Genomic DNA, 13,729 nt, shown 5'->3' with positions numbered 1-13,729 from the left:
TCAGGAACATCATCGGGTCGGCACCGGCTCGATCTCGGTGCGGGTCTGGTCATCGGGTCCGACCTCAGCGGCGAGGTGGACCCCGGAACGGTGGATCGCGGCCTGGTCGGCGCCGAGGTACGACGTCACGACAGCGGGGTCGGTCCGGACCGCGTCCGGGGTGCCACTGGCGATCACCCGGCCGAGGTTCATCGCGACCATCCGGTCGCACAGCCGTGACAGCAGCGGGAGGTCGTGCTCGATGATCACCATGGTGGTGCCGAGCTCCTCCCGGATCGCGAGCAGCAGGTCGCCGAGGGCGTCGGACTCGCTCTGGGCGATACCGGCCGACGGCTCGTCGAGCAGCAGCACCCGCGGCTTGAGCGCGAGCATGCAGGCGATCTCGACGACGCGGCGCGTGCCCGTGGAGAGCTCACCGACGGCGTGACGCGCGTAGCTGGTCAGCCGCATCTGCTCGAGGATCAGGTCGGCAGCAGCGGCCTTGTCCCGCTCGGCGGAGCGGACGCCGAGCGCCGAGGTCCACAGCTGGGTCGGCTCGACCGACTCCAGCGCGACCATCACGGTCTCGTGCACCGTCAGCGTCGGGAACAGCGCCGCGTCCTGGAAGGACCGGACGAGACCCTCGCGGGCACGCTCCTCCGGCGTGGCTGCCGTGACATCGATGCCGTCGAAGATGATCCGACCCTGGTCGGGCTTGGTGAAGCCGGCGACGATCTCGAAGCAGGTGGTCTTGCCGGCACCGTTCGGGCCGATCACCCCGAGGATCTCCCCCGGCGCGACCTCGAAGCTGACCTGGTCCACGGCGACGACGCCGCCGAACCGGCGACCGACACCCTCGACCGTCAGGATCGGGCCGTAGCCCGGCGCGACCGGAGCAGCGGCGTCCAACCGGTCCAGCTGGGGACGCGACCGCAGCGGGGACGTGCCCTCGGCCCCTCCCCCGACGCCGTGACGCTCGCGGAGCGGGTCGAGCCCGGCACGACGGGCGAGCCAGTCGTAGACCCGGTCCCGGCCGCCGATGAGGACACCACCGATGCCGTCCGGGAGGAAGATCACGATGAGCAGCCAGGAGACCGCGAGCACCGCCTGGCCGACGGTGCTCATCCCAGTCAGGGCGGGCAGGCCGACGATCAGCAGAGCACCGACGAGCGGGCCGAGCGTGACGGTCAGACCACCGATAACGGTGAGCGCGACGACGTCGATGCTGGCCTCGGCCGGGAACGAGTTCACGGTGAGCTGGGACTGGCCGTGGCCGATCACGATGCCGCCGAGGCCCGCCAGGGCTCCGGAGATGGCGTAGAGCTGCATGAAGCGGAGCCGGTTGGGGACGGTGAGCGCCCGGGCGGCGTGCTCGTTGTCACGCAACGCCTGCAGGATGCGACCGAAACCGCCGTGCCGCAGGTTGTTCGTGATCCACACGCCGATGCAGAGGGCGAGGATCGCGAACAGGTAGTAGTCGACCGCATAGGTGAGCGGGTAGTTCCACCAGGTCGGCTTCGCCGGGGAGACGCCGTCGCCGAGGAAGAGCTCCTGGCGCAACAGCCAGGTCGACGTCGCCAACGCGAACGCGAGGGTCGAGACGGCGAGCGCGAGTCCCTTGAGCCGCATCGCGGGGATGCCGACCAGCGCCGAGGCGATCGCGCCCGAGACGATGCCGCAGAGCATGCCGAGCAGGAAGCTGCCGGTCGCCTCGGTGACGTGGATCGAGGCAGCAGCCGCGATCCCCGCGTAGGCGAACTGACCCAGCGACAGCTGGCCGGACAGACCGGTGAGCAGGCCGACACTCAGGCCGACGAGGGTGTAGCCGGCCACCTGGGTGAGCACGGACGCCGTGTCGTTGCTGACCACCCAGGCCAGCCCGAAGGCGACCACGACACCGACCGCGACGCTGACTCGCGGCAGCCAGACGATGCTGCGCACCGACTGGTAGGCCTTCGGCAGCGGCGGCAGCACCACGCGACGCCAGCGGCCCTTGTCCTGGCCGGCGCGGCCGAGGCTCGGCTGGCGCAGGAGGGCGACGACGATGATCAGCGCGATCACGACGGTGACCAGGTCGGCGGTGTCGGGGTTGGAGAGCAGGATCTGCTCGATCACGCCGAGGCCGAGCGAGGCGGCGATGGCGATCGGGATCGAGGTCATCCGGGCGATCACCGCACCGGCGAGACCCTTGAGCAGCAGGCTCGGCCCAAGGCCCTCCATGCCGGCTCCGGCCGTGGTCGGGGTGACCAGGATCGCCGAGAACGCGGCGATGCCACCGGCGATGGTCCACGCCAGCGTGGCCATCCAGCGGGCCGGGATGCCCTCGAGCGCGGCGACGTCCGGGTCGTCCGCCGCAGCGCGGATGGCGATCCCCATCCGGTGGTGGCGCAGGAACCAGCCGAGCACGGCCAGGACGACCGGGCCGAGGATCAGCATGGCGACGTACGGCGTGCCGATCGGCAGCGACTGGATCTCGAAGGTCGGCAGGCCGGTGGGCTTGGGGAACGTGAAGCCGCTGACACCGTCGGTGTTGATCAGCAGGGCCATCACCAGGATCAGCTGGGACAGACCCAGCGTGGCGATCATGCCGACCATGCTCGGTCGGCCCTCGAGGCGTCGGACCACGAGGATCTCGATGAAGCCCGACAGCAGGCCCGCCACCACGATCGCGACGACGAAGGAGACCCAGTACGGCGCCCCCCAGTCCCCCACGAACAGGGCGAGCATCGAGGCGCCGAAGGCGCCGACGGAGCCGTGGGCGAAGTTCACGAACCGGCTGGAGCGGTAGACCAGCACCAGACCGACTGCGAGCATGCCGTAGGTCAGGCCGGTGAAGAGACCGATGACGAGCCGGTCGAGACCGAAGTCGAAGCCGCCCATCACGCACTCACCTCGTGGGCGTGGCCGCCGAGCATCAGGGCCTGGACCCGAGCGGGGTCGGCGGCCAGGACATCGGCGCGTTCCTCAGCGATGATCTCGCCCTTCTCCATCATGTAGACCCGGTCGACCAGGGACAGGGCGACGTTGACCGACTGCTCGACGAGCAGGACGGCGCTGCCGCGCTCGTTGAGCCGGCGGACGAGCTCCATCAGGCCGCCGACGACGACCGGCGCGAGGCCGAGCGAGAACTCGTCGATGACCAGCACCCGCGAGTCCACGACGATCGCCTTGGCCAGCGCGAGCATCTGCCGCTCGCCACCGGACAGGTTCGAGGCGGGCTGGTCGCGCCGGGCGTGCAGCCGCGGGAAGACCTCGAGCGCCGCCTCGCTGGCCTGCTTGGCCCAGCGCCGGTCCGGGGCGCCGTAGGCGTGCATCGCGATGTTCTCGGCGACGGTCAGCGACGGGAAGGTCGCCTGACCCACGACCTGGCACAGTCCGAGGCCGACCCGCTTGCGGGGAGCCATCGTGGTGACGTCGACGTCACCGAGGTGGACGGTGCCCGCGTCAGGACGCAGCAGGCCGCCGATCACCTTGAGCAGCGTCGACTTGCCGACACCGTTGGGGCCCAGCAGCGCGACCTTCTCACCCTCCTCGACCCGGAGTCCGGCGTCGAAGAGCACCTGGACCGGGCCGTAGGAGGCGCGGATACCCGCGACCGACAGGGCCGGGGTCCCGGCGCTGGATCGCGCCAGAGGCGCCGCGAAGTCACTGGTCATCGAGGGGCACCTCGGGGCCGACGTACACGAAGTGGCCCTTGTCCTCGTCGAACTTGAGCACGCGGTACGCGCCGGGTGCCGCGCGGCCACCGTTGCCGAGCGTGTTGCCGAAGCCGGAAGCGGTCTGGAACTCGGTGCCGTGAGCGTCGACGGCCTCGGCCCACCCGGCGGCGTTGAACGTGCCGTCGGCGGCCATGTTGTCGGCGCCGAGCTTGAGCAGACGCGTGGCGTCGCAGTAGGGCAGCGCCACTCGGGCGGCCTCACGCGAGGGGAACGTGATGCCCGCGTCGGAGTAGATCTTGAGGCAGTCCTTCTCCGCGTCGCTGCTGGGGAACTTGTAGTCGCTGTCCGGGACGTCCTGCGGCGGGTGGAAGCCGATCCCGACCATGCCGTCCATCGTCCCCGCGGGGATGGTGTCGGGGTTGTTCACGAAGAAGGTCGGGTTGTCGAAGCTGGAGATCGCATAGCGCGGGGTGAAGCCGTCCTGGGTGGCCGCGACGCTGGCGAAGACGCTGGCCAGTCGGGAGCCACCGAGGAACATCACCCGGTCCACGCTCTTGCTGCGGAACGTGACGGCCGCCTGGGTGAGCCCCTCGAAGAGGCTGCCCGTGTCCGTGGTGTCGACCCACGAGACCGACGGCGTGACGCCGGCGTCCTTGAGCAGCGGGACGGCGAGCTTCTCGATCGCCTCCCGGTTAAGCGGTGAGTCGGCGGCGACGAGGCCGACGCTCTTCTCCCCCTTGAAGAAGTCCTGCTCGCCGAGCACCTTGATGAAGGAGCGGACGAACGCGTGGTACTCCGGGAAGCTGGCCGTCCAGAGGTACGGGGACTGGTCGTCGAGGTAGTCCTGGCTCATCGCGTAGAGCGAGGCGTCCAGGACCAGGGTGTTGCGGTCGGTGTAGCAGGGCCGCGCGTTGGTCTGGTACTGCCCGGTCATGACGACGGCGAAGGCCTTGTCGTCCTGGGTGATCTGGTTGCAGAGCTGCTCCTCGGCGGCCGGGGAGTCGGTCTGGGCGTCGTAGAGGCGAAAGACCGCTTCCATCTTCTTGCCGTTGAGCCCGCCGTTGGCGTTGACCCAGGTCTCGAGGGCCTTGACCTGCGCCTTCTGGTCGCCGACCGAGGCGGTGTTGAAGCCGGTCAGCTTCTTGACCGCGTCGAGGTCGACGGCGACGAAGTCGACCTTGACCGTGTCCGCCGTGACGCCGGGGCCGTTGGGGCCCGCCGTGCCGAGGTCCGAGGCGGTGTTGCCGCCGGGCATCCAGGTGCCGCAGCCGGCGACGGCCAGCGCGACCGCTGCGCCGACCCCGCCCAGGCGCACCAGCGCCGAGCGATCCCGCGACCACTTCCGCTTGCTTTGCACAGCTCGTCCCTCGTCGATCATTCGGTAAGAATATACGATATCTAGTTTGCGTGTCAGGAGGCTCGAGCGCCTGATTTCGCGCCCTGACCCGCCCACCAGCGCTCGGCGGCCTCCAGATCCACGATCGCGTCGGCGTCAGCCGGGGCGAGCGGGGTGGCCGCCACCTGGGGCGCCGGCGTCTTGCGCGAGGCCACCCGGTAGCCGACACCGACGATCAGCAGGGCGAGACCGATCGCGTCGAGGGCGAGCAGACCCCACGGGTACGACGACCACGGGACGACGAAGGAGCCGGCCTCGTCCTCGCCGACCTGGACGACGACGTTGTAGGTGCCGATCGCGGCCGGGGGAAGCTCCACCGGGACGCTCATGATGACCTGGCCACCGGGCGGGATCGAGCCGGTCGCCGTGGTGATCGGGAGCGGCACGACGTCGGCCGACCGACCGACCGCAGCGCGCACCATCGGCGCGGGGACCGTGGCGGTGCCGGTGTTGGTGAGGACGAAGCGCAGCGTCCGGGCCGGTGCGCCACCGAAGAGCACGCCGAGGTCGTCCTGGCCGTCGAGCCGGATGTCGGAGACCACGAGCTGGCCGGTGCCGGTGGCGACCTCGCCCGGCGCCACGGGGGCGGTCGGGACCGGGATGGCCGCGGGCGGCGTCGTGGTGGTGACACCACCAGTGGTCGTGGTCGTCGTGCCTCCACCGGTCGTTCCGGTGTCGGTCTCGGTCCCGGAATCGGTCTCGGGGCCAGCAGCGGGAGCACCCGACCCGATCACGCCGGAGATGACGTAGACCGAACCGATGTGGCTGGTGGTGCGGGCCTGGTCGGCGATGACGGAGACCGTCGCCGCGTCCTTCACCGTGTAGCTCGCGCTGAACGTGCCGGTCGCGTCGGCGCGGGCCGTCACCACGCCGTCACCGGTCCGGGCCGAGGAGCTCGAGGTCCCGGCGAAGCCCTGGATCGTGATGTCGCGGGTCGGGTCCCACCCGGTGCCGGCGAAGGTGACCGTGGTGGAGTCGGCGTTGAGCTTCTCCGACGCCGCCATCGTCTGGACGCCGAGGACCGTGAAGGGCGTGGACGCCTGCGCGGTGCCGGCGACGACGCGCAGCGTGCCGCTGCCGGGCGCGAGCGCGGGGACCATGAAGGTGGCCGTGCCGCCGCCGTTCTTGCCGAGGGTCAGACCGGCCACGCCGAGGCAGTCCGTGGCACTGGGACAGAACTGGATGGAGGCGCTGGCACCGGAGATGAGGCCGGTCACCTCGATGGTGACCTCGTCGGCCGGGCGGGCCGCGTTGGTGACCGCCTGGTTGGTGACGTCGTCGATCGTGACCTTGGACGTGGCGGCGGCATTGAAGGTCGTGGTGACATCAGTCGGCAAGGGCCAGGTGGCGGGGTTCTTGCCCGGCGTCGCGGTGCCGAGCACCTGTCCGTTGCAGGCCACGCTCAGGGTCCCGGCTGCGTTCGCGAACGTGACACCGACGAGCTTGACGTCGTGCGCGCCGGCGGCGTCGATCGGGAAGGTGGTCCCGGCCGTCAAAGCGGTGACCGGCTGACCGGCCGGCACCGTGAGGTCGGCCTTGGTGAACGCCGGAAGGTTCGTGCCGTCGACCGAGACGACGAACGTGGCTGAGCCCGTGAAGGCGGCACCGGAGAGCACCGGTCCGTCCGTGATCGTGACGTCCACGCGACGCTCGCCACCCACAGCGGTAGCGCCGGAGGAGGCGAGCTGAACACCGCCGGTGGGCGAGCTGGTCCACGGCTCGAGCGATGTGGAGACGTCGTCGATCGGGGTCGTCGGCTCAAAAGCCCAACATCCGCCGCTCGGCGTGACAGGATCGGCCGCGGCTGACGGCGAGGCGTTCACACCGATTCCGAGCCCGACGACGGTCGTGGACAGCACCAGCAGGGCTGCGGCAGTCCGCCCGGGCACCGCCCGTCGGATAGACCTCGTGACCACGCCGCCTCCTTCTTCGTTCACAGCATGACAAACCTGAATGTAGCGATGATATATTTTCTCCATGAAAAGCGCAGCAGGTTCGGCGACACGTTCCGCAATGCGGATCGTTGCCGAGATCGCGATCACGCTCGGCGTGGTGCTGCTGCTCTTCGTCGTCTACCTGCTGGTGTGGACCGACCACCGCACGACGGTCGCCCAGAAGGACCTCCGTCAGGAGTTCCACGCCTCCCAGGCGGCCAAGCCCACCAGTGACGGCAGCGCGGGCGACGGCGTCGCGATCCTGCACATCCCCGCGCTCGGGAAGAAGTGGCAGTGGGTCGTGGTCGAGGGTGTCGGCAATGAGGACCTGGCGCTCGGTCCGGGTCACTTCCCCGGCACCGCCCAGCCGGGAGAGATCGGGAACTTCGCCGTCGCCGGCCACCGCGCCACCCACGGCGAGCCGTTCGCCCACCTCGACAAGCTCAAGGAGGGCGACCCGATCGAGGTCGAGACTCCGAAGGGCTGGTTCACCTACCGAGTGACGTGGACCCGGATCCTCGCCCCGACCGCCACCGAGGTCCTCGCCCCCGTGGCCGGACACCCCGGCATGGCGGCCACGCAGCCGACCCTCACCCTGGTGACCTGCAACCCGCGCTGGGGATCGACCGAGCGTCTCGTGGTCGGCGCCCAGCTCGTCGACCAGCGCCCCGCCTGATCCCTCTTCTCGTCGAGATGGCCCGTCTGGGCTGCCGAGATGGCCCGTCTGGTCCGCCGAGATGGCCGGTCTGGGCCCAGAACCCTCAAGTCGACCGCATCAACCCTCAAGTCGGCGGGCGGCGGGAGTCGACTGATCCACGTTCAACCAGTGCTCGATCGCCGGGAACACCCACATCATCAGGGCAGCGAGTACGACGACGACCAGTGCGACGAGCTCGATGGCCTTGAGCCAAGCCGGGCCGGGCAGGAGGCGCCACAGGGCGGCGTACATGAGGCGAGCCTAGAAGGGGCCGCCACATGGAAACGGTCCCCCCACGCCGACAGGTGACGTAGGGGGACCGCGATCGGGGGGTGGCGGGTCAGGCCCGCCGAGAGCCGGGCCGGCGCAGCGACGCGCGCCCGGAGAGGTTGGCGATCGTGCCCGCACCGAGGAGGAGCAGGGAGCTGGCGATCAGGAGGAAGAGCGGAACGAAGGCCGTCTCGCCGGTGTGTGGCAGCGTTGCGCTGCCCGACGTGCTGGACGCCAGCACGAGTGAACCGACCCGCAGCGTGCCGAGCGACGTATTGGACGGCACGGCGCAGTCGGCAGTCAGCTCCGAGCCGTCGACCTCGAAGGTCGCCGAGGAGATGGAGATCGGGATCTCGTCGGCGTTGGACTCCAGCGTCCCAGTCGCCACCGGCACCGGGATCGCGGACTTCGCCCCCACCGAGATGGTGTCCTCCCCCGTGAGGACGACGGGGGTGCCATCAGCCGTCACCGGCAGGCGTACGGCGAGGACTCCATCGATCGGTTGGGTGGAGATCCCCGGCAGACGGGACAACGTAGCCACCAGCCGGACCGGCGCGCCGGCGGCCGCCCGGGTTCCACTGACCGACACCGTCGCCGGGTAGTCGAAGGCACTCCCCGCAGGCGAGACGGTGCAGCCGAAGGTGACGCTGCGTGTCGCAGCCATGCCCGACGAGCCCACCAGGACCGCGGTCGCCGAAGCAGTTGCCAGGGGCACGGTCGAGACACTGGTGGTCGCGCTCGGCGAGGTGCTCACCGACGGGCTGGTCGACGTCGACGGGGAGGTGCTGGCTGACGTGCTCGGCGAGGTCGAGGGGCTGGTCGACGGGCTGGTCGACGTCGAGGTTGAGGCGGACGGCGACGGCGAGCTGGTCGCGGCCGCGGCAGTGAACGAGCCGGTCAACGAGGTCGGCACCGGAGCGGTCCAGGGGTTGTCGCCCACTGGGTTGCCCGAGGCCTGCCCGTTGCAGTCGATGTAGATCTTGAACTTGGCCGCGAGATAGGTGACGCCGTCGAAGACGACCGTGTTGGTCCCGGCGACAGCCGTGAAGCTGAAGGTGACGTCTCCGCCGGCGATGGCTACGCCGCCGGCCGCCTTGCCGAAGTCCTTCACGCCGGTGACGATCGTTCCGTTCGCGTTGAAGCGGAAGGTGCCGATGAGGTCAGCGGCCGGTCCGCCGTTCTTGGGACCCTTGTTCCAGGTCAGGGTTCCGGTAACGGTCTGGCCAGCGGTCGGCGACGCGGGGCTGAACGTCATCGCGTAGTCGGCCGGGCCAGCCGGCGACGCGGCGGAGTCGCTCCAGGGTGCCAGGCCGCTCGAGACATTCCCGTCGGGATCGCCCTCGTACCAGACCCAGCAGCCTCCGTCCGGGGTCGTCGCTGATGCCGGCGCCGCGCCGATCACGGAGCTGACCGCGCCGGCGAGGGCGAGGAGGAGGGCGAGGGTGGTTCCGACGAGCGTGCGTCGTGATGTCGTCATGAGCGTGAAGCCGTTTCTGCAGGGGGGCGGACGGTGCCGGGCGCGCTCTCAGCGAGAGGGACGAGGTCCTCGACCTCGACGCGACCCTTGACCCGAGAGAGGACATGAGCTCGTTTGGCAGCAGCGGGACTGAGCAGGAACCCGCCGAGCGACTCGACGTAGACCACGTCGGGCAGCGGGTAGGCACGGCCTTCCAGGCGCAGGAGGGCGTCGGCACGTTCACGGCGCTTGCCGGCAGTGCGACGACGCCACACCGCCCACCCGATCGCGAGGAACCCGATCAGGTTCAGCGCGAACAGGCCCCAGGGATAGCTGTGGCCCATCGCCGTCCGCAACGGAGCATCGGCGTCGCCCGAGGTGGTCGCGACCGCGAAGTAGCTGCCGAACGTTCCGGCGGGCAGCCGCGCATCGATCGTCACGTCCACGCTCTGCAACGGTTCGATCACCGCATCGGTGACGGTCACGTCGGTCGGCTCCAGGTCGTCGGACTTCCCGACCCCGACCTTGATCGACGGGTTCGTGGCGACCAGGTTGCCGCGGTTGTACAGGGTGACGATGACGCTCGCGTCCTGCCCGCCACCGAAGAGCGACGCGACACCGCCGTGGGCCTTGACCCGGACGTCCGTGACCACCACGTCGGCCTCAGGTCCGGCCACCTTCGGCGGTGTCCCGACCCGGTGGCCCACCACGGTGAACGGCAAGTCGAGAGTGATGGGCGCACCCGAGTACGTGGCGACGCGGACGATGCACGGACACGGCTTCGGAGGGTCCCCGACGATCAGGTCGAGGTACAGCCTTCCGTCCTTGTCGGCAGCTCCGAGTTGGCCGGTGCTCTGGTCACAGGCGTTCGAGCCGCCAACGCCGAGGTTGCCGCACACCACGCCCTGGACCTGGGCGTACGCCGGCCAGCCGGTGCTCTGCACGATCGCGTGCTCGCCGGGCAACGCACCGACGGGCGAAACACTGCCCGCGACGCCTGCGACACCGGGGTCGGTGTCAGCGGCGCGGGCAAAGCCCGAGCCACTCACGAGGCCCCAGACAGCGAGGGCGGCGAGCGCGAGGCGGGCGAGGCGGGCGGCGAACGTCATGGGGTTCCGGTGAGGTCGAGGGCCGGCGCCTGCTCAGCAGTCTGCATACCGCGGGCCACCGCCGTGCGACGACGCTGGATCCCGAAGCCGACCGCGACCAGTACCGCGAGGCCGACAGCGAGCCCGGTCCAGGGGGTCTGCCAGTTGACGGCATCGGCATGGGCGGTGGCGCCTTCGTTGGACGTGGCCACAACCTCGGTGGAGAGGCGGTCGAACCAGCGAATGCCGTTGACCCGGGCGGTGAGCTGCACCTGCTGCCCGGGCAGCAGATCGACCAGGCCCTTGGTGTGCGTGGTCGCCTGGTGGCCCGCAAGGCCACCGACCTTGATCGCGGTGTCAGGCGAGAGCCGGACGTTCCCGGTGTTGGTGATGGTGTAGGTGACCGTGCCACTGCCGGATCCGGCCCACGGCAGGATCCCACGGTCGGTGGCGAGCTTGACCTTGCTCACCGCGAGGCCAGGCGTGGTGGGTCCGGCGACGCGGAGATAGAGACGGGCGCCGATGGCCCGCTGGACGCCGATCTTGACGTCGCCCTCCTCCTGCGTCCCTTCGATGGCTTCATTCAGAGCCACCACTCCACCGACGTGGTCCCCGGGAGTGGCGTTCTGCGGAACGCGGACACTGAAGGGAACGTCGACCTGGGTGTGGCCGGCGAGATGGATCTGGGTGATCGGCAGGGCGACCCAGGACCCGACATCTGCCTGCGCCTCGTCGTGCCCCTTGAGCGCAAAGAATCCATCGGTGGCGGTGTTGAAACCGTCAGCACCGTAGAGAGTGAAGGTGAGCGTCCGGGCGGTGAGGTTCTGGACCCGGAGCTTGTCCTTGATCGTGGCGCCGGGGGCTGCGTCGTAGACGAAGTAGCTGCGCGGTGCTGCCGAAGCGGACGTCGGTGGGGTCGGGGTGACGGCCCAGCTGCCGTTGTCGGCGGCCTGCGCGGAACCGCTGGAGATCACGAGGAAGCCGACGCACGCCACGACGGCTGCGGCCAGACGGGCGCGAAGGCTCATGGGGATCTCCTGTGGGCTGTGGGGGGGTATCCGGCCGGGCGCAGGGGAGCGCCCGGCCGGATGGTGGTGCTAGGTGTTCAGGACCGACTCACGACAAGGTGAGCGTGAGCGTCCCGATGTAGGCGCCGGACTTCTGGTTGGCCAGAAGCGACAGCGACAGCCCGGCGTCAGCAGCGGTGTCGCCACCGCTCACCGTGTCGGCGCCGAGCGCGGTCGTGGCGACCGAGCAGAGCGGCTTCGCGGTGGCGGCGTCAACGAACGCACCCGCCGCACCGGTGGAGACGGTGTCGTCGTTGTTGACGGCATCCGCGAGGCAGGTCGGCGTCCAGCTGAGCTTGTCCGGAGCGATCGCCGTCGGGCCGTTGAGTCCGGAGAACTTGCCGGTCAGCGACCAGCCGAGAGCGCCACCGCGGTAGTCCTTGACCGTGACGTCCTGGAGCGAACCCGTGGAGGTCTGCGCGGTGCCGTTGAGCGTGACGCCCGACATCACGACGTTGCCGCTGACCTTCGAGGTGGTCAGGTTGCCGGCGGTGACCGTCAGGTTGACCGTCTCGAGCAGGGCACAGGTGCCGCTCGAGGCAGCGCCGACCTTGGCCGTGCAGGAGTCACCGGAGAAGGTGAACGTCGCGCTGGCGAAGTTCACGACCGGAGGAGGCCCAGCGGCGTGGGTCCGGCTACCGCCGACGTACGCGGTCAGCGGGTCGATGACGGTGAAGGTACCGCTGATCGTTCCCGTGGCCGAGGCGGTGACGGTGATGGTCGCGTCGGTGGTCGCACCGGGCGGGAAGGGCGGGCCGGCCTTGTAGCCGCCGACCGTGACGACCTGGTTCGGGTCCCACCCGGTGCCGGTGAAGGGCACGATCGAGTTGGCGCCACCACCGGCGAGGGTGGTGGTGAAGGTCGCGGAACCGAGGACCGTGATGGGGGTCAGGCTGACGTCGGACCCGCTCGTCACCTTCAGCGCCCGCGAGCCGGCAGTCATGGTCGCCGGCACGGTGAGGGTGCCGGATCCGGTGCCGTCGCCGGCCACCGTCAGGGTGCTGGACGCGGCGTTGCAGCTGGCGCCGCTGGCGTCGCACAGCTCAGCAGTCGCCGTACCGGGGGTGAAGTTGGTGACGCCGAAGCTGATCACGTCGCCGTTACGCGCGGAGTTCGTGACCACCTGGTTGCTGATCGCGCTGACCGTAGCGGTCGGGCCGCTCGCAGTGAACGCTGCGGAGACGATGTTGGTGTCCACCGGGTTCGTCGCGGGGTTGTTCCCTGCGACTCCGGAGGTCTGGCCGTTGCAGTTCACCCGGGTGAAGAAGCTCGGGATGTCGTAGATGACCTTGCGAAGCTTGACGCTCTGCGAGCCCGCAGCGGTGATGGTGTACGAACCGGTGATGGTGTCACCGGGGATCGTTGCGGCGCCACCGGCGCTGAACGCCTTCGAGATCACCGGCAGGTTGGTGCCGTTGACCGAGAAGTAGTAGTAGGCGGTGCCGCTCGCGGGCGGCCCACCGTTCTTCGGCCCCTTGTTGAAGGTCAACGAGATGTTGCGCGTCTGGCCGACGACGGTCCCACCACTGGTGCTGAGCACGTAGTCGGCGTTGCCCGCCGGCGCTGCCGCGGGATCGGCCCAGGCGGCGAGGCTGGTGGACGTGCTGCTCGCGGGCACCACGTCCTCAATGTCGGCCGGGGTCGTGGGCGAATAGACCCAACACCCACCGGTCGGCGTCGCGGCCGAGGCCGAGGTCGCCGAGAGGCTGACCAATCCACCGGCGGCCACGAGGCCCGCCACTGCTCCGAGAAACAAACGATTCTTGACTCTCATCTACCCGGTTCTCCCTTTTTCGGGTAATGGATCGCCCCTCCAGACGATCCGAGTACGCAAGACCTGTCCCTGCATCGCGCCATGGAGCGCGGTAATCGGTAGATTCGTGGAATAGATGAGATATTGTCAATGATATATTCTAAATTCTTTCTACCGGAGCGCGAAGCTGGCATGAATGGACCCCAGCGGATCCCCCGGATTGATGAAGCGCCGCTCGAGCGATCAGGAGGAACGGGTGTACCGGTTGCTCTGGGACCGCCTGCCGGGCTCCCCCACACTCCGCGCGCTGCTCCTGACGGGCCTGGTCATCGGCGTCGTCGCCGTGCTCGTGCTGGTGGTCTTCCCGGCTGCTGAGCGCCGGCTGCCGATCGACCAGATCACGCTGCGCACCTGATCCGCTGTCGCCTCA

11 protein-coding genes are annotated in these 13,729 nt (G+C 69.7%); 2 read left to right on the top strand and 9 right to left on the bottom strand.

Going from position 1 to position 13,729, the window contains the following annotated elements; genetic code table 11:
* Positions 1-9 precede the first annotated feature (9 nt).
* Genes ACZ5J1_RS18975 through ACZ5J1_RS18960 form a run of 4 tightly spaced genes read right to left on the bottom strand, consistent with a single transcriptional unit; the run spans position 10 to position 6,923 of the window.
* Entirely contained in the window at positions 10-2,859 is a 2,850-nt protein-coding gene (locus tag ACZ5J1_RS18975; RefSeq protein WP_464561376.1) for an ABC transporter permease subunit, read from the bottom strand.
* Complete coding sequence (locus ACZ5J1_RS18970) at positions 2,859-3,635, bottom strand: ABC transporter ATP-binding protein (RefSeq protein ID WP_464561374.1); 777 nt, start codon at positions 3,633-3,635, stop codon at positions 2,859-2,861. The genes ACZ5J1_RS18975 and ACZ5J1_RS18970 overlap by 1 nt, the downstream gene beginning before the upstream one ends.
* The gene (locus tag ACZ5J1_RS18965) at positions 3,625-4,995 is read right to left on the bottom strand and encodes an ABC transporter substrate-binding protein (protein WP_464561372.1); all 1,371 of its coding nucleotides are present in this window, start codon (positions 4,993-4,995) and stop codon (positions 3,625-3,627) included. The genes ACZ5J1_RS18970 and ACZ5J1_RS18965 overlap by 11 nt, the downstream gene beginning before the upstream one ends.
* 53 nt (positions 4,996-5,048) lie before the next feature.
* Positions 5,049-6,923 (bottom strand): hypothetical protein, encoded by a 1,875-nt coding sequence (locus tag ACZ5J1_RS18960; protein ID WP_464561370.1) that lies wholly within the window; start codon positions 6,921-6,923, stop codon positions 5,049-5,051.
* Positions 6,924-7,047: 124 nt separating this feature from the next.
* On the opposite strand from ACZ5J1_RS18960, the gene ACZ5J1_RS18955 reads away from it, so the two are divergent.
* Positions 7,048-7,644, top strand: coding sequence for a class E sortase (locus ACZ5J1_RS18955; RefSeq protein WP_464561368.1), 597 nt, complete (start codon positions 7,048-7,050; stop codon positions 7,642-7,644).
* A 99-nt stretch (positions 7,645-7,743) separates the two neighbouring features.
* On the opposite strand, the gene ACZ5J1_RS18950 is transcribed toward ACZ5J1_RS18955, so the two are convergent.
* From ACZ5J1_RS18950 to ACZ5J1_RS18930, 5 genes are all read right to left on the bottom strand, one after another.
* On the bottom strand, positions 7,744-7,917 hold the full coding sequence (locus ACZ5J1_RS18950; RefSeq protein ID WP_464561366.1) for a hypothetical protein: 174 nt from the start codon (positions 7,915-7,917) through the stop codon (positions 7,744-7,746).
* Between the two features lie 88 nt (positions 7,918-8,005).
* Positions 8,006-9,412 carry a hypothetical protein gene (locus tag ACZ5J1_RS18945; protein ID WP_464561364.1) on the bottom strand — a complete coding sequence of 469 codons (1,407 nt, stop codon included), beginning with the start codon at positions 9,410-9,412 and terminating at the stop codon, positions 8,006-8,008.
* On the bottom strand, positions 9,409-10,500 hold the full coding sequence (locus ACZ5J1_RS18940) for a hypothetical protein (protein WP_464561362.1): 1,092 nt from the start codon (positions 10,498-10,500) through the stop codon (positions 9,409-9,411). Before ACZ5J1_RS18940 ends, ACZ5J1_RS18945 begins: the two co-directional genes overlap by 4 nt.
* Entirely contained in the window at positions 10,497-11,507 is a 1,011-nt protein-coding gene (locus ACZ5J1_RS18935; RefSeq protein ID WP_464561360.1) for a hypothetical protein, read from the bottom strand. The genes ACZ5J1_RS18940 and ACZ5J1_RS18935 overlap by 4 nt, the downstream gene beginning before the upstream one ends.
* Positions 11,508-11,595: 88 nt before the next feature.
* Positions 11,596-13,287, bottom strand: coding sequence for a hypothetical protein (locus ACZ5J1_RS18930; RefSeq protein ID WP_464561358.1), 1,692 nt, complete (start codon positions 13,285-13,287; stop codon positions 11,596-11,598).
* A 268-nt stretch (positions 13,288-13,555) separates the two neighbouring features.
* On the opposite strand from ACZ5J1_RS18930, the gene ACZ5J1_RS18925 reads away from it, so the two are divergent.
* A complete protein-coding gene (locus ACZ5J1_RS18925) occupies positions 13,556-13,714 on the top strand; it encodes a hypothetical protein (RefSeq protein ID WP_464561356.1) in 159 nt (52 codons plus the stop codon).
* Positions 13,715-13,729: the final 15 nt, after the last annotated feature.

Source organism: Nocardioides sp. JCM 18999, assembly GCF_055391175.1.
This window is presented reverse-complemented; position numbering and strand designations above follow the sequence as displayed.

Excerpts from the sequence above, each read along its gene's own strand:
- ACZ5J1_RS18975 (WP_464561376.1), bottom strand. The coding sequence starts at position 2,859 with ATGGGCGGCTTCGACTTCGGTCTCGACCGGCTCGTCATCGGTCTCTTC.
- ACZ5J1_RS18970 (WP_464561374.1), bottom strand. The coding sequence starts at position 3,635 with ATGACCAGTGACTTCGCGGCGCCTCTGGCGCGATCCAGCGCCGGGACC.
- ACZ5J1_RS18955 (WP_464561368.1), top strand. The coding sequence starts at position 7,048 with ATGCGGATCGTTGCCGAGATCGCGATCACGCTCGGCGTGGTGCTGCTG.
- ACZ5J1_RS18950 (WP_464561366.1), bottom strand. The coding sequence starts at position 7,917 with ATGTACGCCGCCCTGTGGCGCCTCCTGCCCGGCCCGGCTTGGCTCAAG.
- ACZ5J1_RS18945 (WP_464561364.1), bottom strand. The coding sequence starts at position 9,412 with ATGACGACATCACGACGCACGCTCGTCGGAACCACCCTCGCCCTCCTC.
- ACZ5J1_RS18940 (WP_464561362.1), bottom strand. The coding sequence starts at position 10,500 with ATGACGTTCGCCGCCCGCCTCGCCCGCCTCGCGCTCGCCGCCCTCGCT.
- ACZ5J1_RS18935 (WP_464561360.1), bottom strand. The coding sequence starts at position 11,507 with ATGAGCCTTCGCGCCCGTCTGGCCGCAGCCGTCGTGGCGTGCGTCGGC.